17 protein-coding genes are annotated in these 22,783 nt (G+C 45.6%); 3 read left to right on the top strand and 14 right to left on the bottom strand.

What is annotated here, in order from left to right; genetic code table 11:
* Positions 1-27 precede the first annotated feature (27 nt).
* Complete coding sequence (rlmE, locus tag K0I73_RS05260) at positions 28-657, bottom strand: 23S rRNA (uridine(2552)-2'-O)-methyltransferase RlmE (protein WP_220063461.1); 630 nt, start codon at positions 655-657, stop codon at positions 28-30.
* Positions 658-748: 91 nt separating this feature from the next.
* On the opposite strand from rlmE, the gene yhbY reads away from it, so the two are divergent.
* Positions 749-1,048 (top strand): ribosome assembly RNA-binding protein YhbY, encoded by a 300-nt coding sequence (gene yhbY, locus K0I73_RS05255; RefSeq protein WP_110458246.1) that lies wholly within the window; start codon positions 749-751, stop codon positions 1,046-1,048.
* A gap of 73 nt (positions 1,049-1,121) precedes the next feature.
* On the opposite strand, the gene greA is transcribed toward yhbY, so the two are convergent.
* The 8 genes from greA to dnaK form a co-directional block, all read right to left on the bottom strand.
* Positions 1,122-1,598 carry a transcription elongation factor GreA gene (greA, locus tag K0I73_RS05250; RefSeq protein WP_220063460.1) on the bottom strand — a complete coding sequence of 159 codons (477 nt, stop codon included), beginning with the start codon at positions 1,596-1,598 and terminating at the stop codon, positions 1,122-1,124.
* Between the two features lie 296 nt (positions 1,599-1,894).
* Entirely contained in the window at positions 1,895-5,116 is a 3,222-nt protein-coding gene (gene carB, locus K0I73_RS05245; protein WP_220063459.1) for a carbamoyl-phosphate synthase large subunit, read from the bottom strand.
* A 20-nt stretch (positions 5,117-5,136) separates the two neighbouring features.
* Entirely contained in the window at positions 5,137-6,309 is a 1,173-nt protein-coding gene (gene carA / locus K0I73_RS05240; RefSeq protein WP_220063458.1) for a glutamine-hydrolyzing carbamoyl-phosphate synthase small subunit, read from the bottom strand.
* Between the two features lie 159 nt (positions 6,310-6,468).
* On the bottom strand, positions 6,469-7,284 hold the full coding sequence (gene dapB / locus K0I73_RS05235; RefSeq protein ID WP_220063457.1) for a 4-hydroxy-tetrahydrodipicolinate reductase: 816 nt from the start codon (positions 7,282-7,284) through the stop codon (positions 6,469-6,471).
* A gap of 118 nt (positions 7,285-7,402) precedes the next feature.
* Positions 7,403-8,020, bottom strand: coding sequence for a BamJ family beta-barrel-assembly machinery protein (bamJ, locus tag K0I73_RS05230; RefSeq protein ID WP_220063456.1), 618 nt, complete (start codon positions 8,018-8,020; stop codon positions 7,403-7,405).
* An 81-nt stretch (positions 8,021-8,101) separates the two neighbouring features.
* Positions 8,102-8,890, bottom strand: coding sequence for a M48 family metallopeptidase (locus tag K0I73_RS05225; protein ID WP_220063455.1), 789 nt, complete (start codon positions 8,888-8,890; stop codon positions 8,102-8,104).
* A gap of 93 nt (positions 8,891-8,983) precedes the next feature.
* Positions 8,984-10,114: a molecular chaperone DnaJ gene (dnaJ, locus tag K0I73_RS05220; protein WP_220063454.1), complete on the bottom strand. Its 1,131-nt coding sequence runs from the start codon at positions 10,112-10,114 to the stop codon at positions 8,984-8,986.
* An 89-nt stretch (positions 10,115-10,203) separates the two neighbouring features.
* Positions 10,204-12,117, bottom strand: a complete 1,914-nt coding sequence (gene dnaK, locus K0I73_RS05215; protein ID WP_220063453.1) for a molecular chaperone DnaK — start codon at positions 12,115-12,117, stop codon at positions 10,204-10,206.
* 306 nt (positions 12,118-12,423) lie between these two features.
* Here dnaK and K0I73_RS05210 point away from each other — a divergent pair, with 306 nt between their 5' ends.
* On the top strand, positions 12,424-13,326 hold the full coding sequence (locus tag K0I73_RS05210; protein ID WP_220063452.1) for a DMT family transporter: 903 nt from the start codon (positions 12,424-12,426) through the stop codon (positions 13,324-13,326).
* Positions 13,327-13,732: 406 nt separating this feature from the next.
* Here K0I73_RS05210 and K0I73_RS05205 read toward each other — a convergent pair whose 3' ends face one another.
* The 5 genes from K0I73_RS05205 to K0I73_RS05185 all read right to left on the bottom strand — a co-directional run bounded on the left by K0I73_RS05205 (position 13,733) and on the right by K0I73_RS05185 (position 21,018).
* On the bottom strand, positions 13,733-14,374 hold the full coding sequence (locus K0I73_RS05205; protein ID WP_220063451.1) for a hypothetical protein: 642 nt from the start codon (positions 14,372-14,374) through the stop codon (positions 13,733-13,735).
* 309 nt (positions 14,375-14,683) lie between these two features.
* Positions 14,684-15,958 (bottom strand): glutamate-5-semialdehyde dehydrogenase, encoded by a 1,275-nt coding sequence (locus tag K0I73_RS05200; RefSeq protein WP_220063450.1) that lies wholly within the window; start codon positions 15,956-15,958, stop codon positions 14,684-14,686.
* A gap of 53 nt (positions 15,959-16,011) precedes the next feature.
* Entirely contained in the window at positions 16,012-17,130 is a 1,119-nt protein-coding gene (gene proB / locus K0I73_RS05195; RefSeq protein WP_220063449.1) for a glutamate 5-kinase, read from the bottom strand.
* A gap of 191 nt (positions 17,131-17,321) precedes the next feature.
* Entirely contained in the window at positions 17,322-18,611 is a 1,290-nt protein-coding gene (locus K0I73_RS05190) for an NCS2 family permease (RefSeq protein WP_220063448.1), read from the bottom strand.
* An 877-nt stretch (positions 18,612-19,488) separates the two neighbouring features.
* Positions 19,489-21,018 carry a M17 family metallopeptidase gene (locus tag K0I73_RS05185; protein ID WP_220063447.1) on the bottom strand — a complete coding sequence of 510 codons (1,530 nt, stop codon included), beginning with the start codon at positions 21,016-21,018 and terminating at the stop codon, positions 19,489-19,491.
* A 248-nt stretch (positions 21,019-21,266) separates the two neighbouring features.
* On the opposite strand from K0I73_RS05185, the gene K0I73_RS05180 reads away from it, so the two are divergent.
* The gene (locus K0I73_RS05180; RefSeq protein ID WP_220063446.1) at positions 21,267-22,727 is read left to right on the top strand and encodes an aminoacyl-histidine dipeptidase; all 1,461 of its coding nucleotides are present in this window, start codon (positions 21,267-21,269) and stop codon (positions 22,725-22,727) included.
* The last annotated feature ends 56 nt before the right edge of the window (positions 22,728-22,783 follow it).

The following is a 22,783-nucleotide window of genomic DNA, read 5'->3' as shown; positions in this document are numbered from 1 at the left end:
AGTCTTGCGGTTACTGACGTTAGGTTACTACAACTTGTATCCTGTCGCCACAAGATAGACTTCACGCGAACGCGGTCGCGAAGAGTCTGGCTTTCGTGTTTTAACGGTAGTAAATGCTTCTTTTACCGCCTTCATATATTCGTCAAAGCCCTCCCCCTGAAAGACTTTAACAGCAAAACTACCATTAGGTGCCAACACTTGATGACACATATCTAACGCTAGTTCTACCAAATACATGGCGCGCGGTTGATCCACACCACCTGTACCACTCATATTAGGCGCCATATCAGAAAGTACAACATCAACTTTAGCATCGCCAACTCTTTCAAGTAAGGCATCAAGCACTTTCTCTTCACGAAAGTCGCCTTGCAGAAAGTCGACACCAACGATGGGATCCATAGGTAAAATATCGCAAGCGATAACCTTGCCCTTGTCTCCAGCCAATTTGACTGCGATCTGTGACCATCCACCAGGCGCAGCCCCTAAATCTACGACAGTCATGCCGGGACGGATAAGTTTATCTTTCTGTTGTATCTCTTCGATTTTAAACGCGGCACGCGAACGTAACCCTCGTTTTTGCGATAACTTTACATAGTGATCATCGAAATGTTCCTGCATCCAGCGAGAGGAACTAGCTGTTCGTTTTTTACCTGACATTTAAAATCCGCAACAAATATAAGTTACACAAAGGCTATATGAGGGTAGAATAGCGGTTTTTCAACAGTAACTCAGCATAAAGTTGGTAGAAATGAACTTAACAACCAAACAAAAACAGCACTTAAAGGGCTTAGCACATAACTTAAAGCCTGTTGTACAGCTTGGTTCCAATGGTCTGACTGAAGGTGTACTGGCTGAAATTGATAATGCACTCTCTCATCATGAATTAATCAAAGTGAAAGTGGCCTCTGGTGACAGAGAGCTAAAAAATGCAGTCGTTGACGCCATCGTACGCGAAACCCAAGCTGAAAAAGTACAGCTAATCGGTCACGTATTGGTCCTTTTTCGTCAATCTCCAGAAATGAAGATTGCCATTCCAAGAGCAAAGTAATTCTATTTGCCACATAAAAAAGCCGCTATCAATTAGCGGCTTTTTAGTTTACGAGTCTTGTCCTGAAAATGGTTTAGATATATTCAACCGCTGTAATTTCAAAGTCGGTCACACCGCCTGGTGTAGAGATAGTCACCTCGTCACCTTCGGATTTGCCCACTAAACCTCTCGCTATTGGTGATGACACCGAAATCAAATTCTCTCTGATATTAGCCTCATCTTCGCCCACGATGCGATATTTAGATTCTTCTTCGGTATCGAGATTTAAGATAGTCACAGTGGTGCCAAAGATCACTCGCCCCGTATTTTCCATCTTAGTGACATCGATAATTTGCACATTCGACAGTTTACCTTCGATGTCTCGTATACGAGCCTCACATAGTCCCTGCTCTTCTCGAGCAGCATGGTACTCAGCGTTTTCTTTCAGATCGCCCAACTCTCTTGCGATACCGATAGCTTCAGCAATCTTAGGGCGCTTATCAAACTTTAAAAAATCTAACTCTTTACGTAGTTGTTCTGCACCAACAACTGTCATCGGAACCTTATTCATAGGAACGATCGTCTCCTTAAAACAAAAGCATCCTAGCCAGCCTGACCAGATAAAGGCCACTGACTAAGTATAAAGAAAGCATGGAATGGATCTATTCTATACTGGGATTGCGTTAGATGCTAATGAATCACGCAGAGATAACATTAACATTGAAAGAACTGTGTTTTTCGTCCCACATCGATATGCCAGTACGACAACTAAGAAGAGCGAATACCCCATTAGATTAGTGACCACATCACTTATATTTACGAATAAAAAAAGGCCGCTTACGCGGCCTTTTAAAGCTAATGATTGTATTAGCCTTTAATGCGTTTGTGCAGCTCTTGTACCGATGTCACATTGGTACGATCATCTGCCGCATGTGCCATACAGGTTGCAAACGCCGCATTCAAGGTTGTAGTGTAATTAACCTTGTAACGCAGAGCGCCGCGGCGTAATTGACGAGAATCTTCAATTGCTTGACGACCCTCTGTCGTATTGACGATATAGGTGTACTCATCATTCTTGATACGATCAAGAATATGAGGACGCCCTTCGTGCACCTTGTTCACGAGACGAGGATTAATGCCCGCTTCGCCTAACACAACAGCAGTGCCGTGAGTAGCATCGATTTCGTAACCAAGCTCTATCAACTTAGCCGCCAAATCGGCAACGCGGTTCTTGTCGCTATTGCGAACAGACAAGAGGGCACGACCCGACTTAGGCACTTCTGATGTCGCACCAAGTTGCGCTTTAGCATAAGCTTCGGCAAAGGTATCACCCACGCCCATCACTTCACCTGTAGAGCGCATTTCAGGGCCGAGTAATGGGTCGACACCTGGGAACTTATTAAATGGCAACACCACTTCTTTCACCGAATAGAAAGGTGGGATCACTTCTTCAGTGAAACCTTGCTCTTCAAGTGATTGACCCGCCATGACGCGCGCCGCAATCTTAGCAAGTGGTACCCCAGTCGCTTTCGATACAAATGGCACGGTGCGAGCGGCGCGAGGGTTAACCTCAATCATGTAGATGGTGTTATCTTGAACCGCAAACTGCACGTTCATTAAACCAACGACACCAAGCTCCATTGCAAGCTTTCTTACTTGCTCACGCATCTCATCTTGGATCGCTTGACTTAGCGTATATGGAGGTAGTGAACAACCTGAATCGCCTGAGTGAACGCCTGCCTGCTCAATGTGCTCCATGATGGCGCCGACGACAACATCTTTACCATCACAAATGGCATCGATATCGACTTCGGTCGCATTATCTAAGAAACGGTCAAGCAATACAGGTGATGCGTTAGAGACACTCACCGCTTCGTTAAAGTAACGACGCAAATCTTGCTCATCGTATACAATTTCCATTGCGCGGCCACCAAGTACATAAGATGGGCGAACCACTAATGGATAGCCGATACGTTCACCAGAAATGACTGCGCCCTCAACTGTAGTCACAGTATCGTTTTCTGGCTGTTTCATCTCTAGACGTTGAATCGCTTGCTGGAAACGCTCACGGTCTTCTGCCCGGTCGATGGCATCTGGACTAGTACCAATAATCGGTACACCTGCTGCCTCTAAGTCACGAGCCAGTTTAAGTGGTGTTTGACCACCATACTGCACGATAACGCCTTTGGGCTTTTCGATACGCACGATTTCAAGCACATCTTCTAGTGTGATTGATTCGAAATACAGTCTGTCTGATGTGTCATAGTCGGTTGATACTGTCTCTGGGTTACAGTTAACCATAATGGTTTCAAAGCCATCTTCACGAAGCGCTAGCGCCGCATGCACACAGCAATAATCGAACTCAATACCTTGACCAATACGGTTTGGACCACCACCAATGACCATGATCTTGTCACGATTTGTTGGATTAGCCTCACACTCTTCTTCATAAGTAGAGTACATATAAGCCGTATCAGTAGAGAACTCAGCCGCGCAGGTGTCTACACGCTTATAAACTGGGTAGATTTCATGGCGATAACGCAGTTTACGCATCTCAGACTCGCTAACACCTAATAGTGCAGCAAGACGTGAATCGGCGAAACCTTTACGCTTAAGCTTGTATAAGAAATCCTTATCCATGCTAGACATGCCAGATTCTTTAACTTGTGTCTCTAATGTAAGCAGCTCTTCAATTTGAACGAGGAACCAAGAGTCGATATTGGTCAGCTTAAAGATATCTTCTAAGCTAAGGCCGGCACGGAATGCATCGGCAATATACCAAATACGCTCAGCGCCAGGTTCTTTAAGCTCGTGGCGAATACGAGACAGCGCATCATTATCTTCGATGTCGATAATTGGATCGAAACCGTTTACACCAACCTCAAGGCCACGAAGCGCTTTCTGCAGCGACTCTTGGAAAGTACGACCAATGGCCATCACTTCCCCTACAGACTTCATCTGAGTGGTTAGACGGTCGTTTGCGCCAGCAAACTTTTCAAAGTTAAAGCGCGGAACCTTAGTTACTACGTAATCGATAGCTGGTTCGAATGACGCAGGTGTTGCGCCTCCAGTAATATCGTTACTTAGTTCATCAAGGGTGAAGCCAACTGCAAGTTTTGCTGCGATCTTAGCAATTGGGAAACCCGTAGCTTTAGATGCCAATGCCGATGAACGCGATACGCGAGGGTTCATCTCGATGATAACCATACGGCCATCAACAGGATTGATACCAAACTGAACATTAGAGCCACCAGTTTCAACACCGATCTCACGCAGCACTGCTAGTGATGCATTACGCATCAACTGATACTCTTTATCGGTTAACGTCTGTGCTGGAGCAACTGTGATTGAATCACCAGTATGGACACCCATTGGATCGAAGTTTTCGATTGAACACACGATAATACAGTTATCGTTACGGTCACGAACCACTTCCATCTCATACTCTTTCCAACCAATTAACGACTCATCGATAAGCAGCTCGGTGGTTGGTGAAAGCTCTAGGCCTTGAGAACAGATCTCTTCAAACTCTTCCTTGTTATAGGCGATACCACCGCCGCTACCACCCATGGTAAATGATGGGCGAATAATACAAGGGAATCCCACTTGTTCAAGTACGCCATAAGCATCTTCCATGCTACGAGCAATACCTGCACGCGGGCACTCAAGACCAATCGCTTTCATTGCTTCATCGAAGCGGCTACGATCTTCAGCCTTATCGATTGCATCGGCGGTCGCGCCAATCATCTCGACATTAAATTCAGCCAGCACGCCTTCGCTTTCCAAGCGAAGAGCACAGTTCAACGCTGTTTGACCACCCATGGTTGGTAAAATAGCATCTGGACGCTCTTTGGCGATAATGTTGCGCACAACTTCCCAATGAATAGGCTCGATATAGGTTGCATCGGCCATTTCAGGGTCAGTCATAATAGTCGCAGGGTTTGAGTTAACCAAAATAACTCGGTAACCCTCTTCACGCAGGGCTTTACAGGCCTGAGCTCCAGAGTAATCAAACTCACATGCTTGACCAATCACAATCGGGCCAGCGCCCAGGATTAGAATACTTTTTATATCTGTACGTTTTGGCATTGCTTAAACCTTCTCCCGGACTACTTAGCGTTGTGACGATACTGTTCAATCAACTCAATAAAGTGATTAAACAATGGGGCCGCATCATGAGGACCTGGACTCGCTTCAGGGTGACCCTGGAAGCTAAACGCAGGCTTATCGGTAAGATGGATGCCTTGCAACGAACCATCAAACAGTGATTTATGGGTCACTTTGATGTTGGCAGGCAAACTTGCTTCATCAGCAGCAAAACCGTGGTTTTGGCTGGTGATCATCACATTACCTAGCTCAATATTGCTCACAGGGTGGTTAGCACCGTGATGGCCAAACTTCATCTTTAAGGTTTTTGCACCTGAAGCCAATGCCAGTAATTGGTGACCCAAGCAGATCCCAAACACTGGAATATCAGTTTTCAAGATATCTTGAATCGCGCTAATGGCGTAATCACATGGCTCTGGATCACCTGGGCCGTTTGATAAAAACACACCATCTGGGTTCATCGCCAGTACTTCACTCGCAGGTGTTTGTGCGGGAACGACAGTCACATCACAACCACGGTCAACCAGCATGCGTAAAATATTGCGTTTAACACCGTAGTCATAAGCGACGACCTTAAACTTCAACTCTGATTCTGGAGTATCGTCAGGTAAACCACCAACTAAACGCCAGCTACCACTGCGCCACTGATATTGTTTATCTGTGGTCACTTCTTTGGCGAGATCCATGCCTTTTAATCCAGGGAAAGCTTTAGCCGCTTCGAGCGCTTTAGCTTCATCCATATCACCGACTAAAATTGCGCCAGCCTGTGCCCCTTTTTCCCTTAAAACACGCGTTAATTTACGCGTATCGATATCGGCAATACCTACGACATTGTTAGCTTTCAAGTAATCGCTTAGGGATTGCTGATTTCTGAAGTTACTTGCTATTAGAGGAAGATCTCTAATGATTAACCCGCATGCATGAACGGCATCAGATTCAACATCTTCACTATTGGTTCCAGTGTTACCAATATGGGGATAAGTTAAAGTAACGATTTGACGAGAATAGGAAGGATCCGTAAGAATTTCTTGGTAACCAGTCATGGAAGTGTTAAAAACAACTTCACCAACTGCCAGTCCATCAGCACCAATTGCAGTGCCAGTAAATACGGTTCCATCTTCGAGTACGAGTAAGGCAGACTTTGTCAACGCGACCTCCGAAAAGAGCCAAGCCATTGTATAATAGGGTTTTATTTTACTTTTAAGATACCAACTTTCGCTTAAATACGAAATTTTGACAAATTCCGTCAATTCTATAGGTGAAATATCATTTCGTCTATAGATAAACGGTGTTTTTCCATAAAAAAAAACGCCATATCGGCGTTTTTTTAAATACTAATCTTTCAGGCCTAAGACCTGTTGCATGTCATAAAGTCCTGGGGCTTGTTCACCAAGCCAAAATGCAGCACGCATTGCACCATTTGCAAAAGTCATCCTACTCGATGCTTTATGAGTGATCTCTAAACGTTCGCCAATATCGGCAAACATAGCGGTATGCTCACCCACTAAATCACCTGCACGGATCGTTGAGAAACCAATGGTTTCACGTGAGCGCTCTTCAGTGATCCCTTCACGACCATAAATCGCGCACTTTTCTAGATCACGACCTAGCACTTCAGCAATGACCTCACCCATCTTGAGTGCGGTTCCCGACGGTGCATCTTTCTTATGACGATGATGGCCTTCAATAATCTCAATATCGGTATAATCGCCCATCACCTCAGCCGTTAACTCAAGCAGACGCCACATCAAGTTAACGCCTACAGACATATTAGGCGCCATCACAATTGGAGTGGTCTCAGCATAAGCAGCTATCTGCTCTTTTTGAGCATGATTAAAACCCGTTGTACCGATCACAATGGCTTTACCATTACGGGCACACCAGTCAGTGTGAACCACGCTCGCTTCAGGTGAGGTAAAATCAATAAGAATATCAAAATCATCGACAGCAAGATCGAGGGAATCCGTTATAGCAACATTCATTGCACCAACACCAGCTAACTCGCCCGCGTCAACCCCAATCAACGTTGAACCCGCTCGCTCAATCGCCGCACCTAAAAAGATGTTGCTACTCAGCTTTGCCGATTCAATAAGAGTGCGACCCATACGACCACTGCCACCAGTAATAGCGACCCTTACTTGCTCTGTCATCCACGTCTCCCTGCACTTCATTTGCTTTGCCTATACAGGCTGTCTAAAAATGACTTTATAGCTTGCTATTAGAAACAAGTTACAAAAAAAAGCCTAAGCAACGGCTTAGGCTTTTTGATTATAGTATGTCGAGCAATTCAACTTCAAACACTAAGGCTGAATAAGGTGGGATAGATGCACCAGCGCCGCGCTCGCCATAAGCAAGGTGATGAGGAACATAAAGCTTCCACTTAGACCCAACAGGCATTAGTTGTAGCGCTTCAGTCCAGCCAGCGATAACACCCGATACAGGGAACTCGGCTGGTTGATCACGTAGTACTGAACTATCGAAAACGTCACCGCTGATGAAAGTACCGTGGTAGTGAGTACGAACTGTTGAGTCGTAACCAGGCTTATCGCCATTACCTTCGGTAATGATCTCGTATTGAAGACCTGACTCTAAGGTAATAACGCCATCACGCTTTTGGTTCTCAGTTAAGAAAGTATCACCTTCCGCAGATGCAGCTGCTGCTGCTGCTTCTTGTACCTTCTGGATACGCTGACTGATTTCAGTGAAGGCAGTTTGAAGATCTTGCATAGAAACAGCGCTCTCTTTACCTTCAAAAGCATCAGATAGACCAACTTGAACCGCTGAAATATCAATACCTTCAAAAGAGTTTGCCGCTAATTGCTCGCCTAATTGGCGACCGACACCGTAGCTAGCATGCTGTTCAATTGTGGTGAACTTGTCAGACATAATGATAGTACTCTCATTTATTCAATTAATTTCGCGCGGAATTTTACCATAGTATGTGATAAAAAGCCCATAAATCAGCGATTAGTCACAGCGATTTTTTCCGCGCAGTGAACTCGATTGATATAACGGCATCGCCTTAGTTTGCATCTGCTGCAGATCGGCAATTCGTCGACCATGAGAAGGATGTGTTGACAATAGTTCAGGACCTTGATCTCCACCCGCTTTTGCCATGTTTTGCCATAAACGAATGCTTTGGCTTGGATCAAAGCCTGCTCTGGCCATTAATTCAACGCCCATGATATCGGCTTCACTCTCCTGCTCTCGTCCATAAGGTAAGATAAATCCCACTTGTGCGCCCAAGCCCAGTGCCGACATATAAAGATCTTTGTTGCTAACGCCTCCGGCATCGAGTGCAACGTCCGCTAGCTGCATACCGACTCCAGTCATCTGCGCCCTAGAGACTTGCTCATTACTGTGATTAGCTAACACATGCGCTACCTCATGGCCTATTACAGTCGCCAACTGATCTTGGTTAGTCGCGACCTTAAGCAAGCCTGTGTAGACCCCAATATGACCGCCCGGCAGCGCGAAGGCATTAACTTGATCAGATTCAAATAACACCACGTCCCACTTCGCCTGGTTGCTCGGTAATACCGATGTGATCCGATTGGCGACACAAACCACATATTGATTAAGTTTTTTATCCTTGCTCAAGGGTTGCTGCTTTTTCATTTCTGCAAATGACTGCGCGCCCATTTGATCCATCTGCTGCGAAGAAAAAAGTAAGGTTTGCCCACGACCCGTTGGCGATTGATGGGTAGCGCAACTGGTTAATATCAATAGCGTTACTGCAGCAATAACTTGTTTCATTATCTCTATCCTTATTGAACGAACCTATGTGTACCAATCTTTAACCATAAAAAAACCTCGCTATGCGAGGTTTTTATTGTGTATCAGTCAGTGCTAACTATTCAAGTCTTGAAAAAACTTCTTCACACCATCGAAGAAACCTTCCGCTTTAGGGCTATGCTTTTTTGACGATCCCGTTAGCGTGTTGTCAAACTCACGTAACAGTTCTTTTTGCTTATCACTTAAGTTAACTGGCGTTTCCATTACGACCTTGCACAGCAGATCACCAACGGCATGGCTGCGAACCGACTTAACCCCTTTGCCACGTAAGCGGAACATACGCCCCGTTTGCGTCTCTGATGGGATCTTAAGGTTAACTTTACCATCGAGTGTTGGCACTTCAATCTCGCCGCCCAATGCTGCCGTACTAAATGAGATAGGCACTTCGCAGTAAAGGTTGTTGCCGTCACGAACAAAGATAGCATGTTCACGCACGGTGACTTGAACATATAAGTCACCTGGTGGTGCACCAAATTCACCCGCTTCACCCTCACCAGAAAGACGAATACGATCGCCAGTATCTACACCAGCTGGAATTTTGACCGATAAGGTTTTGCTCTTTTCGACACGACCTTCACCATGACACTTGTTACACGGATCTTTAATGATCTTACCGCGGCCATGACAGGTCGGACAGGCTTGTTGCACCGCAAAGAAACCTTGGCGCATCTGTACTTGGCCTTGACCATGACAGGTTCCACAGGTCGTTGGCGATGAACCTTTCTTAGCACCGCTTCCATCACATGCATCACACGCTGCCAATGTTGGAATGCGTAGCTCTTTGGTTAATCCTCTAACCGCTTCTTCTAGCGATAACTCTAAGTTGTAACGTAAATCACTGCCGCGCGCAGCCTGACGTTGACCACCACGGCGTCCACCACCGAAGATATCGCCAAATACATCACCAAATACATCACCGAAATCAGCGTTGCCGCCGAATCCACCACCGCCACGATTAGGATCAACGCCTGCATGACCAAACTGATCATAAGCCGCTTTCTTATCGCTATCGGTTAGAATTTCGTAAGCCTCTTTAACTTCTTTAAAGCTGGCTTCAGCCGCCTTGTCGCCAGGATTGCGATCTGGGTGAAACTTCATGGCTAAACGCTTGTAAGCCTTTTTAATTTCACGTTCGCTGGCGTCACGACCTACGCCTAATACTTCGTAATAATCTCGCTTTGACATAGTCTTATACTTTCTGCGCTGGAGTTGTACGAACGGGCGTTAGAGTTTCCCCGTAACGCCCGCTGGAAATAATTTAGGCTAGGCCTTAATTATTTTTTGTCGTCTTTTACTTCTTCAAACTCAGCATCGACAACATCATCAGCAGGCGCTTCATTTGACTGCTGTGCTTGCTCACCTTGGCCTGCTTGTGCCTTGGCTTGAGCAATTTCCATTAATTTAGCAGATGCTTCCATTAATGCTTGAGTCGCTTTCTCGATAGCTTCTTTGTCATTACCTTTAGACGCAGTATCAACCTCGGCCATCGCAGCTTCGATTTTCTCTTTGTCTTCGCTTGGTAATGCATCGCCAGCTTCTTCGATCTGCTTCTTAGTGGCGTGAACCATGCCATCTGCTTGGTTACGAGCTGTCACAAGCTCTTCGAACTTGGCATCTTCGTCAGCATGCGCTTCAGCGTCACGAACCATTGCATCAACTTCTTCATCACTTAGACCTGAAGAGGCTTTGATGGTGATGTTCTGCGCTTTACCCGTCTTCTTGTCTGTTGCAGACACATGCAAGATACCATCAGCATCGATGTCAAACGCAACTTCAATTTGTGGCATGCCACGTGGTGCAGGTTCAATACCTTCTAGGTTGAATTGACCTAAAGACTTGTTAGCACTTGATTGCTTACGCTCACCTTGAAGTACGTGAATAGTTACCGCACTTTGGTTGTCGTCTGCTGTCGAGAAAGTTTGGCTAGCCTTAGTTGGGATAGTCGTGTTTTTCTCAATCAGTTTAGTCATTACGCTACCCATGGTTTCGATACCAAGAGATAGTGGTGTAACGTCTAGTAGTAGTACGTCTTTTACGTCACCAGCAAGTACACCAGCCTGAACTGCTGCGCCAATTGCAACCGCTTCATCAGGGTTAACATCTTGGCGAAGTTCTTTACCGAAGAAAGCAGAGACTTCAGCGCGAACTTTAGGCATACGAGTCTGACCACCAACCAAAATCACTTCATTGATTTCAGATACCGATAAGTCAGCATCAGCAAGAGCAACTTTTAATGGCTCAAGTGAACGAGCAATCAAATCTTCTACTAGAGACTCAAGTTTGGCACGAGTGATCTTAACCACTAAGTGCTTAGGACCTGTTGCATCGGCGGTGATGTAAGGCAGGTTCACTTCAGTTTGAGTGGTGCTTGAAAGCTCAATCTTAGCTTTTTCTGCCGCTTCTTTTAGACGCTGCATTGCGAGTGGATCTTTACGTAGATCGATAGCTTGCTCTTTCTTGAATTCGTCGGCTAGATAGTTGATTAGACGGTTATCGAAATCTTCACCACCTAAGTGAGTATCACCGTTAGTCGCTAGTACTTCGAAAGTTTGTTCGCCTTCGACGCTATCGATTTCGATGATAGAGATATCGAATGTACCACCACCTAAATCGTATACCGCAACTATATTATCACCTTGCTTCTTGTCGATACCGTATGCTAACGCAGCCGCTGTTGGCTCGTTGATAATACGCTTAACTTCAAGACCCGCGATACGGCCAGCATCTTTAGTTGCTTGACGTTGTGAATCGTTAAAGTATGCAGGAACGGTAATAACCGCTTCTGTCACTGGCTCGCCTAGGAAGTCTTCGGCAGTCTTCTTCATTTTCTTCAGAATTTCTGCAGAAACTTGTGGAGGTGCCATCTTCTTACCGTGCGCCTCAACCCATGCATCGCCGTTATCTGCACCAATGATTTTAAATGGCATGATGTCAACATCACGCTGAACTTCATCATCGGTAAAACGACGACCAATTAGACGCTTAATTGCGAAGAAGGTGTTAGCTGGGTTTGTTACAGCTTGACGCTTCGCAGACTGACCTACGATAGTTTCTTCGCCAGTGTATGCAACAATTGATGGAGTGGTACGATCACCCTCTGCATTTTCAATAACACGTGCTTTTCCGCCATCTAATACGGCAACACAAGAGTTGGTTGTACCTAAATCGATACCAATAATTTTACCCATGGAGTCCTCCAAAAAAACTTTTAACTAACGCTAAATTTGTCATCTGATTCAGATATGGGGATAGGCGGATTCAATTTCAAGCCTAATTTTCCAAACCGATATCTTTCCTTAACACCCTATATTGGGCCGCTTAAGAGGTTTACAAGGGTTAAAAGATAAAAATTATCTTAATTAAGAATTTTTTTGAGCTTAAAAAGCAGCTTTGACCCAAAGATAAGCGTATAATGCATGCAATCGAAGGAAATGTTGCGTAGGGTTAAATCAACTCGCAATAGCTTAAGTCGTCTCGTTCAGTGAGAAATCCCAGTGAAATCATCAAGCCAAGCTTATCTTTACGCTATAGGTGCAATTCTATTGTGGTCGACGGTGGCGACCGCTTTTAAACTCGCACTCGCTCATTTTACACCGTTGCAGCTGGTCTTTATTGCGGTCATGACCTCTATTGTCGCGCTAACCATCATTTTATTTATCATGGGCAAGCTGAGATTAATTAAGCAGCAATTTATCGCACGTCCTTGGTTTTATTTGCAAACAGGATTGCTAAATCCCTTCTTGTACTATTTAGTGCTATTTAAGGCTTACGCCCTACTGCCTGCGCAACAAGCTCTATCACTTAACTACACTTGGGCTATTTTGCTGCCATTGCTGTCCGTCCCTTTGCTTAAACAAAAGCTCAGAAAAAGTGATATCACCGCGGCGCTGATCGCCTATTTAGGTGTGTTTGTTATCGCCACCAATGGTCATATTACCGATATTCACTTCGATAGTGGCGCAGGCGTAATATTCGCATTAACCAGCACCTTACTTTGGTCACTTTATTGGATCATTAATACCAAAGATCAGGGTGATCCCGTCATTAGCCTGCTGCTCAGCTTCATCCTAGGATTGCCATTTATCTTAGCCGCATTGCTATTAACCCAATCGATGCCAACCTGGGATGCAAAGGCCTTTGCTGCTGGTGTGTATGTTGGACTATTTGAAATGGGCGTGACATTCGTACTTTGGTTAGTCGCGCTCAAGAAAGCGGACCGCACCGCTAGCATGAGTACCTTAGTATTTATTACCCCAGTACTGTCCGTTGGCTTTATCGCTTGGATATTACAAGAGAGCATTACCCGCTCAACATTTATCGGTCTTGGACTGATATTAACGGCATTGGCATTACAGCAACTATTACCACAACTTATACCAATCAGTACAAGAAAGTGATCTACTTAGCGTGTTTTTTGGCAACTAATTCAAGGCCAATGGGCGATGAAATAGTTGCAATCAACAGGGTCTTGCATGTTCCCGACATACTTAAGACATTCCCCTCTATCCCTGGAGGTCAGATGTTGTGAATGCCCTTAATGCAAGACTTTATGGAGATAGGGCGAAGCACGACTAAAGAGATTTAGGCGGTAGGGTAACGCATGGAGCGGTTACCTAGGATACTAGAGCCGAGAAACAATTAAGGGCCTTGCCTCATAAGCGCTAATTCTCGCTGAGCGACACATCTTTATACTGATTGGTATTAATCGCTTACGACCAAAAACAAGACTCTCTACCTGTGTATAGCAAACGAACCAAAAAGCCGACTCTCGTCGGCTTTCGCTTTGTTAAGCTATTTTTCAAGCTAATTCGCTATCGATATCTCGCCGACACCAACACTGACAAACAAGTGTTCTTGGTGGTCGCTATTTTGGCTGTGGTAACTCTGGCTCACTAAGCTTTGTTTAACCGTTTGGCGCTGACCATTTTGACTCACGGACACTTCACCTACGCCCGACTCTAACGCAATATTACCATATTGATTTTGATGCTTGATCTCAGCACGACCTACACCTAAATCCACATCTATACTGCTGGTCAGTCCATCAACAATCACTTCACCCACACCCGCATCGATCTCTAACGCGGCGCCATGCGGTAAGTAGACGCGCCACTCTTGATTAATACCGTCTTGATTATCGACTTTTAGTATCAACTTATTATCTCGCTCAACTACCGCAAGATTGACATCATTGATATCTGCACGGCTCCAAAAACTTAACCAATTACCATCGGATGCCTTAACGACAACTTCCACCCGAATTTCAGTTTCATCGGTAGCGATCATCTCAGCCTTACCTACTTCCATATCTAGCAGTACAGTTTGACCATCGTATTGAAAATTATCACTTAAAGTCACTTTTGATTCGGCGTGTGCAGTCACGCTGCAAAGGGTTAATACCAAACCTAGCCCAATAACAAATTTAGACAATATCGAAGTGCTCATATTCCATCCTTAGCTTATACCTATTTGAATGCATTAGATAAAGCAAAGACGATGCCAATAATTTAAGCTGATGATTTTTATACCCTTTGTAATATACAGCGGTAATAGATGATAAGAATATAACTAACAATTAGTTGATTTAACCAACCTAGACTCGGCGAAGGGATGGGATAAGCCTAGGTGAATTAGCCGCAATAGGTATTTGATCTCAAACTTGGGGGGGATTTCACTGAGTAGAAGCATATACCACTCAATAGCAAACAGTAATAAAGACACCTAAGCCCCTTTATTACTGTTTAAACAACTATATTATGCGCGGACGGTGTAATTCCCAACGCCGATCCACTTATAGGTCGTAAGTGCTTCGAGTCCCATAGGACCGCGCGCATGAAGTTTTTGCGTTGATACCGCCACCTCTGCCCCTAGCCCAAACTGGCCACCATCGGTAAAACGCGTACTCGCATTGACATAGACTGCCGATGCATCGACCTGATTGACGAAAGTTGCCGACGAGTGGATATTATCGGTGAGGATCCCCTCAGAGTGACCACTAGAATATTGACGAATATGAGTAATCGCCTCATCAATATCATCAACAACCTTAATGCCAAGCACCAATGACAGCCACTCCTGACCATAAGTGTCATCGGTTGCAGATTCAACATCGACATTTACGCCTTTGGCTATCTTTGCCGCTCGATCACAAGTATAAAAACTCACTCCCAAGGATTGAGCTTTTAGATAGAGTCTGGGCAGTATCTGTTCGGCAATGTCTTGATGCACCAATAAGGTGTCGAGCGCGTTACATACAGTAGGTCGCTGCACTTTAGCGTTGATAATCACCTCAATGGCTTTATCAATATTGGCATCTTTATCGGCATAGAGATGACAAATACCGATCCCGCCTAATATCACCGGAATAGTGGCCTGCTCAGCACATAAACGTTGCAGATGTTGTCCACCACGAGGCACTATCATATCGATATAACTGTCTAACTTGAGTAACCCTGTCACCAAGGCGCGATCAGGGCTTTGGATCAGTTGCACCGCATCGGTAGGAAGTCCCTGCTCACTTATGGCTTCACGTATAGCATCACTCAGCGCCAAGTTAGATTGTAATGTCTCTTTACCACCGCGCAAGATGACCGCATTACCTGTTTTTAAAGCCAAGACGGCGATATCCACGGTCACATTCGGTCTCGCTTCATAGATCACCCCAATAACCCCTAGAGGCACTCGGCGACGAGACAAACGCAACCCATTATCAAGCAACTGACTTTCCAGCTCTGCGCCAACGGGATCGGCAAGTCTTATGACATTATCAATATCGGCAATCACAGCAGCGAGACGAACGCTATCGAGCAGCAGCCGATCGACCATCGCATCACTTAATCCCTGCTCGCGAGCATTAGCGACATCTATCTTATTAGCTGCAACGATAACATCGCTCTTTGCTATTAACTTGGCCGCTATTGCCCCCAATAACTGCTGCTTTTGCGAGCCAGTTAGATTAGCCAGTGCATAACTAGCTTGCTTAGCTTGTTGACCCAGTTGAGTTAAATACTGCTGATTATTCTCTATCACTTTGGCTTACCTATTCTTTTTGGTTATGGCATTTAGCCATTAATCCTAACTCGCTATAGCACGACCATATCATTGCGATGCACAACCGCATCGCCATAGTCATAGCCGAGTAACAGCTCAATTTCATCTGAGTGTTTACCCGCGATCTTAATCAAATCTTTGGCGCTGTATCGTGTCATTCCCCGAGCGTATTCGCGACCTTTTTCATCCACAATTTGTAATGTTGCGCCGCGGTCAAACTGACCAGTTACAGTTAAAATCCCTTTAGATAACAGGCTTCTTCCTTTTTCTGTCACTGCGATAATCGCGCCCGCATCCAGCACTAGCTTTCCTTTGGTCGCAGGGCCAGCAAGAATCCATTGTTTACGACTCTCGAGCGGATTTTCTAGTGCGGTAAAATGGGTGCCAACCCCCTCTTTACATACCGCATCTTGGATAACCTTTGGGTGATGCCCAGATGCAATAATCACCTCAATACCAGCGCGACGCGCAATGTCGGCGGCTTGAAGTTTAGTCGCCATACCACCAGTGCCTAAACCCGACACGGCTCCACCAGCGAGACTGCGCAGGCTGTCATCAATATTGACCACTTGCTTAATTAATTTGGCATGCGGATTGGAACGAGGATCGGCATCAAATAGGCCTTTCTGATCTGTGAGTAAAATCAGCAAATCCGCATCACAAAGCAGTGCCGCTCTCGCTGATAAGTTGTCATTGTCGCCCACCTTGATCTCATTGGTCGCCACGGCATCGTTTTCATTGATGATAGGAACAATGCCATTAGCGAGCAGCGCATTAAGGGAATCTCTCGCATTGAGATAACGTTCTCTGTCGTGCAGATCGGCGCGCGTTAGCAATAGCTGACCGACATGCAGTCCATAAATACTGAACAGCTGTGACCAAGCAAGAATAAGCTGACTTTGCCCCACAGCGGCAAGCAACTGCTTGTTGGCCACGGTATCGGGGAGACTGGGGTAACCTAAGTGTTCGCGACCAGCGGCAATGGCCCCTGATGTACACAATACAACTTCAACACCTGATTTCATTAAACTTGCCATTTGACGAGCAAGCTCAACCATATGTGCCTTATCCAGCTGACGGGAGCCCGAAGTTAAGACGCTTGTGCCCAACTTTACCACCACGCGGCGATAACCAATCTCACTTAGATTCATTTTTTTATTGAAAGAAAAAACCGAACCTAAGGTTATACCCAATCCACTGCAAAATTGGTAGCCAAGGACTCAAAAGATTAGCGACAACCTACATTAGTTAAATATATGCCATAAAAAAGGGTCATACATTGTATGACCCTTAATGAATGCGCTAACAAAGACACATGACGACATTATTAGCTCAAAGGTGTTTAACCATAGATAAACTTAGCTAAAAACAGTGCAGCCAACAGCACAACGCCGATAGTCAGATCTTTGTATCGCCCACTAAACAGTTTTATTGCGGCATAGGCAATAAAGCCCATGGCGATCCCCGTCGCAATGGAGAAAGTTAATGGCATTAAAATACATACCACCACGACAGGCGCAGCTTCGGTTAAATCTTCCCAATCAACATGCACTAAGCCAGACATCATCAATATTGCCACATAGAACAGGGTTCCAGCCGTTGCATAGGTAGGAACCATCCCCGCCAATGGAGATAAAAATAGCGACAATAGAAATAAAATACCCACAACAACTGCGGTTAACCCCGTGCGGCCACCCACACTCACACCCGCAGTGCTTTCGATATAACTGGTTGTGGTAGAGGTGCCCAACATTGCACCCGCTATGGTTGCTGTACTGTCTGCGGTGAGTGCACGACCCAGCCTTGGTAGACGGCCCTTCTCATCGAGGAAACCACCCCGCTGCGCAACCGCCACTAAAGTGCCAGAGGTATCAAACAGGTCGACAAACAGGAAGGCAAACACCACTGACAACATGCTGATCTCTAATACGCTCGACAGATCCATCTTCATAAACGTCGGCGCGATTGAAGGTGGCATAGAAACCATACCGTTATATTGCACATCACCAAACAGCAAACCTAAAACCGTAATAAACAGTATGCTGATGATAACCGCCGATTTCATGCCGCGATGCACTAAGGCGATGATCAAGAAAAAACCAAGCACAGCCATTACTGCGGGAAATGCAGTCACATCACCCATAGTCACAATCGTTGCAGGACTAGCGACCACGATACCCGCACTCTTGAGACCAATTAAGGCCAAGAACAGACCGATACCGGCGGCAATCCCAAGACGCAAAGAAATAGGGATGCTGTTAACGATCCACTCTCGTATCTTGACAAGTGATAGCACCAAGAAGCAGATCCCAGAGAGGAACACGGCGCCTAATGCCGTTTCCCAGCTGTAACCCATTTCGCCTACAACCGTATAGGTAAAAAATGCGTTTAATCCCATACCTGGCGCTAGCGCTATCGGGTAGTTCGCCACGATCCCCATGACTAAACAGCCGACTGCCGCCGCCAAGCAGGTAGCAACAAATACCGCGCCATGATCCATGCCCGCATCGGCGAGCATCATAGGGTTAACAAAAATAATGTACGCCATGGTTAAAAAGGTGGTGAGTCCCGCTATCACCTCCTGTTTTAATGTCGTTTGGTGCTCTGTCAGTTTGAATAGTTTTTCTAACATGGAACAAGGTTCCTTGAATTAATTATGATTCATTTTAGTAGGGTAGATGTAAACACCAGGTTAACAACCTAACGTCGGCGCAGATTATATACTCAACTAATAGGCAAACGCGAGTCACGCGAAAGTGATAACTCGATGAACATACAAGGATGTGACCAAAGAGAGATTTTACCGAATTTTAGGCAAAAAAAAGCCTACTCAAAGAGTAGGCAAGACATGTTTCAAGTGTTCCGAAAGGAATAGAGCTACCGCGCTAGCGGGTTACACTGGCATATCAATTACGATTAACCGTAAGCAATATACAACTTGAGTCTAAAGTCCCCAAATAGGGATAAGGTTGATGGATGATGCAACTACTTGATATCAACTAAACTAGGTTCAGATGATATAAGGGGTAGTTAGCCCTTGAAAGTCATAGCAAATAACCCGCCACGCAGAGCGTTCGTACAAAACCAACTTTTCTGCCAATAAACGTGTTGAATTCCTGTGTAAGCCATAGTCAAAGCTCCTAAACAAAGTTGTGATAAAAATTACTCTAGTTAAACTTAGCTAACTGGCTCAAAAGCCTAGTCTGCCGCAGAGTCAACTTGTCGCTCGATTCCTTGGAGAATTATCCATCCTGGATAGACTAGAGGTGGTAGACACCGTGTCTAACCAACGAGAGCCATTATAGCTAAATGTAGTTTTATTACAACTATTTTCTTCATTTTTTTAAATTAACCGCAAATATGTAATTTTATAACGACAAAAATACATTTCGACTCACATCAAGATCACATATCTCTAGAAACGGTGATCCGGCAACAAAAAAGGGAAAGCCTTAGCTTTCCCCCTTCAAATATTTACCCTAGCATCCACTCGCTAACGGCTTAAGCCACTAACAAAGATGTTGTAATAAACCGACTAATGGTGCTGCTGTTGGCTTACCATAAAGCGGATCGCCCTCGGTCGCGCTGCCAGCAATATCCACATGGGCATAAGCTAACGGTTTATCACTGCTTAACCCATGGGCTTGCAGTCCAGACGCTTCTAATAAAAATGCGGCAGGATATTGATGACCACGAGCAGTGACCGATGAAGGCGCATTATTAGAAGAAAGCACGTCCGCTGCACCCGATGGATCGACTATTTTAGCGTAATCTTCACGGCGCAAACGAGACAGTTCGAGCGGTTCGCCCCACGCCTCGCCTAATTGTTGCAAGCGCTCTCCCACACCTTGTTCACGTGCAACTGAATTTTCGACGACGGCAGTATATCCACCATAGCAACGGACAACGTGGCCGGTTAAGGTTGCCACCGAAAACAGTTGCGCCCTAGGCGCGCTTATTGCTTTTAGTCGCAGATGAGACAATAGATCCGCCAACACTAAGCGCCCTTCTGCATCGGTATTGCCAATCCGTACTCGAACACCCGCATGACTGGTAATGATCTCATCGCTGACAAAGGCTTCACTGCCAATACTGTTGCGCACCAATCCTAGTTCAGCGACCACACGGATCCCTTTTGGTTTAAGTATCGATAATGTCTTCATTAACCCTGCAACCGCTGCCGCACCACCTTTATCTCGGCTCATGCCCGCCATACCGCCTGCAACCTTAATGTCGGCGCCGCCAGTATCATATACCACCCCTTTACCAGCAAAGAAGTAACTACGATCTATGTCACCATCGGCGCAATACTCAACTTTAACCACTCGAGGTTGATGACGTAGCACAGCAAAAGATGAACGACCAACCGCACTGAGCAGCGGATAATCGCGCTCGAGTACATCACGATCCTCTATCACAGCCACCTTAAGGCAGGTATTTTCAAATGCATTTATGCAATATTGAGCAAAATTTGGCGCCGACATTCTTTCAGGTTCCGTTCCACAGAGATCGCGAGCTAGATGACGGCCAGTTTCTATCGCATTCAGCACCTTGGCCTGCTCGGTTGACACCAACAACCCGATAGACTCGATAGCATCTCGCTGTTTAACGGCTTCGCGCAGCTCTAATGCCTGCCAAAGCTCTTGCCCACAAGCTAGCGCAACAACAGACAAAGATTGGCCATACTTACTCTGTTGGCTTGGTGACACCACTAATAGAGGCTTACGCGCGCCAGCCTCTTTCGCTAGGCTTAAGCCCTTGCGAGCAGCATCGGCATAACCGCGTACATCTTGAACATCGCTTGCATGGTTTTGTACCGGCGACACAATTAATCTGCCTCCAGCAAGGCCGGGAGCAAACAACAGGGTCGCAGAACGACCAACGCGGGCATCTATATTGGCACCATGACTGGCGAGCAGACTGATCTCATCAAACTCAATATCATCTAAACTTGATGTGACGACGATAACGGCATCCCAACCGCTGCCTTCAAAAATTGCATCATTATCTTTTACATCAACAAAATTAACTGGAGTCATATCCATTCCTATAGCTTGTGAACCCCGATTTCGATCTCCGCCGAATAACCCGAGCAAATAGTAGTGGCATTATTCCCTTATTGAGCAGACAAAGCCAAGTGAAATACCAAGATCAATCTATAAATGTGGCAACTTGAAATGACACTATCGATAAACCCATAGGCGCAAATCAGCTCACTGGCTTTGACTCTGTGATAAACTATCGCCAATTTTGATCTCAGCGACCTTTAATACAGAGGAGTTAGTCCGTGAGCACATTAAGCCAGTTACAACCTCAAGCGCTTTGGCAATGGTTTGAACAGATCTGTGCGATTCCGCACCCATCAAAGCATGAGCAAGCATTAAGTCAATACATTCAAAACTGGGCTAAAGATAAAGGGCTCAGCATTGTCGAAGATAAAGTCGGCAACCTTATCATCAAAAAACCAGCTACCCCTGGTATGGAAGATCGCAAAACTGTTGCGCTACAAGCTCATATCGATATGGTGCCGCAAAAAAACGCAGATAAAGTCCATGACTTTGAGAAAGATCCGATCGAAGCTTATATCGATGGCGAATGGGTCAAAGCTAAGGGAACAACCTTAGGCTCAGACAACGGTATCGGCATGGCATCGGCGCTAGCCGTGCTGGGCAGCGATAACATTCCTCACGGCCCGTTAGAAGTGTTACTGACCATAGATGAAGAAGCCGGCATGACTGGCGCATTTGGTTTAGAAGCGGGTTATCTCGATGCTGAGATCTTGATCAACACCGACTCTGAACAAGAGGGTGAGATCTATATGGGTTGTGCCGGTGGCGTCGATGCGCAAATTGACGTCCCTATGGTATGGCAAGCACCAGAGCCTACAAACTCGACCTACACACTGTCAATTTCGGGTCTAAAAGGGGGACACTCAGGGGTAAACATCCATTTAGGCCGCGGCAATGCTAACAAACTACTGGCTCGCTTCTTGTTTAACCACGCCGATGAGTTAGCACTCGAACTCACTAACTTTACAGGCGGCTCACTACGCAACGCGATCCCACGTGAGGCGAGCGTGAGTTTTATGCTGCCAGGTGAAAATGTGGCACGCCTCAATGAGTTAATGCAAGAGTTTACCGCTCTCGTTCGTCAAGAGTTAGCCATTGCAGATCCCGATATGCAGTTAACCCTGCAAGAAAGCCCTGCGGCAACTCAAGTCATGAGTGAAGATGCCCAGCAAACCCTTATCGATCTGCTACATGCTTGTCCAAATGGCGTAATGCGCATGAGCGATGAGATAGCAGGCGTAACAGAAACCTCATTAAACGTCGGCGTGATCTCGACCGAAGGGGAATCTGTTAATATTCTTTGCTTAATTCGCTCACTGATCGATTCAGGGCGTGAAGAAGTTGAAGGCTACCTAACGGCGCTGAGCAGCTTAGCCGGTGCAGAGGTTGAATTTAGCGGTGCTTACCCTGGTTGGAAGCCAGATAGCAGCTCACCTGTTATGGCAATTGTGAAAGATACCTACGAGGCGATTTATAATAAAGAGCCAACCATTATGGTGATCCACGCAGGTCTTGAATGCGGTCTATTTAAGAAGCCTTATCCAGAGATGGATATGGTATCGATTGGCCCCACCATTCGCTTCCCACACAGCCCAGATGAGATGGTGTTAATTGAGACCGTCGATCAATACTGGAAACTACTTCTAGCAGTACTAGAACGTATTCCAGCTAAAGCATAATAGATAGCGTAACTAGGTTATCGATGAGAAAGGCGTCTAACGAGACGCCTTTTTTA

This window comes from Shewanella mesophila (assembly GCF_019457515.1).
In the GTDB taxonomy this organism is placed as follows: Bacteria; Pseudomonadota; Gammaproteobacteria; order Enterobacterales; family Shewanellaceae; genus Shewanella; species Shewanella mesophila.
This window is presented reverse-complemented; position numbering and strand designations above follow the sequence as displayed.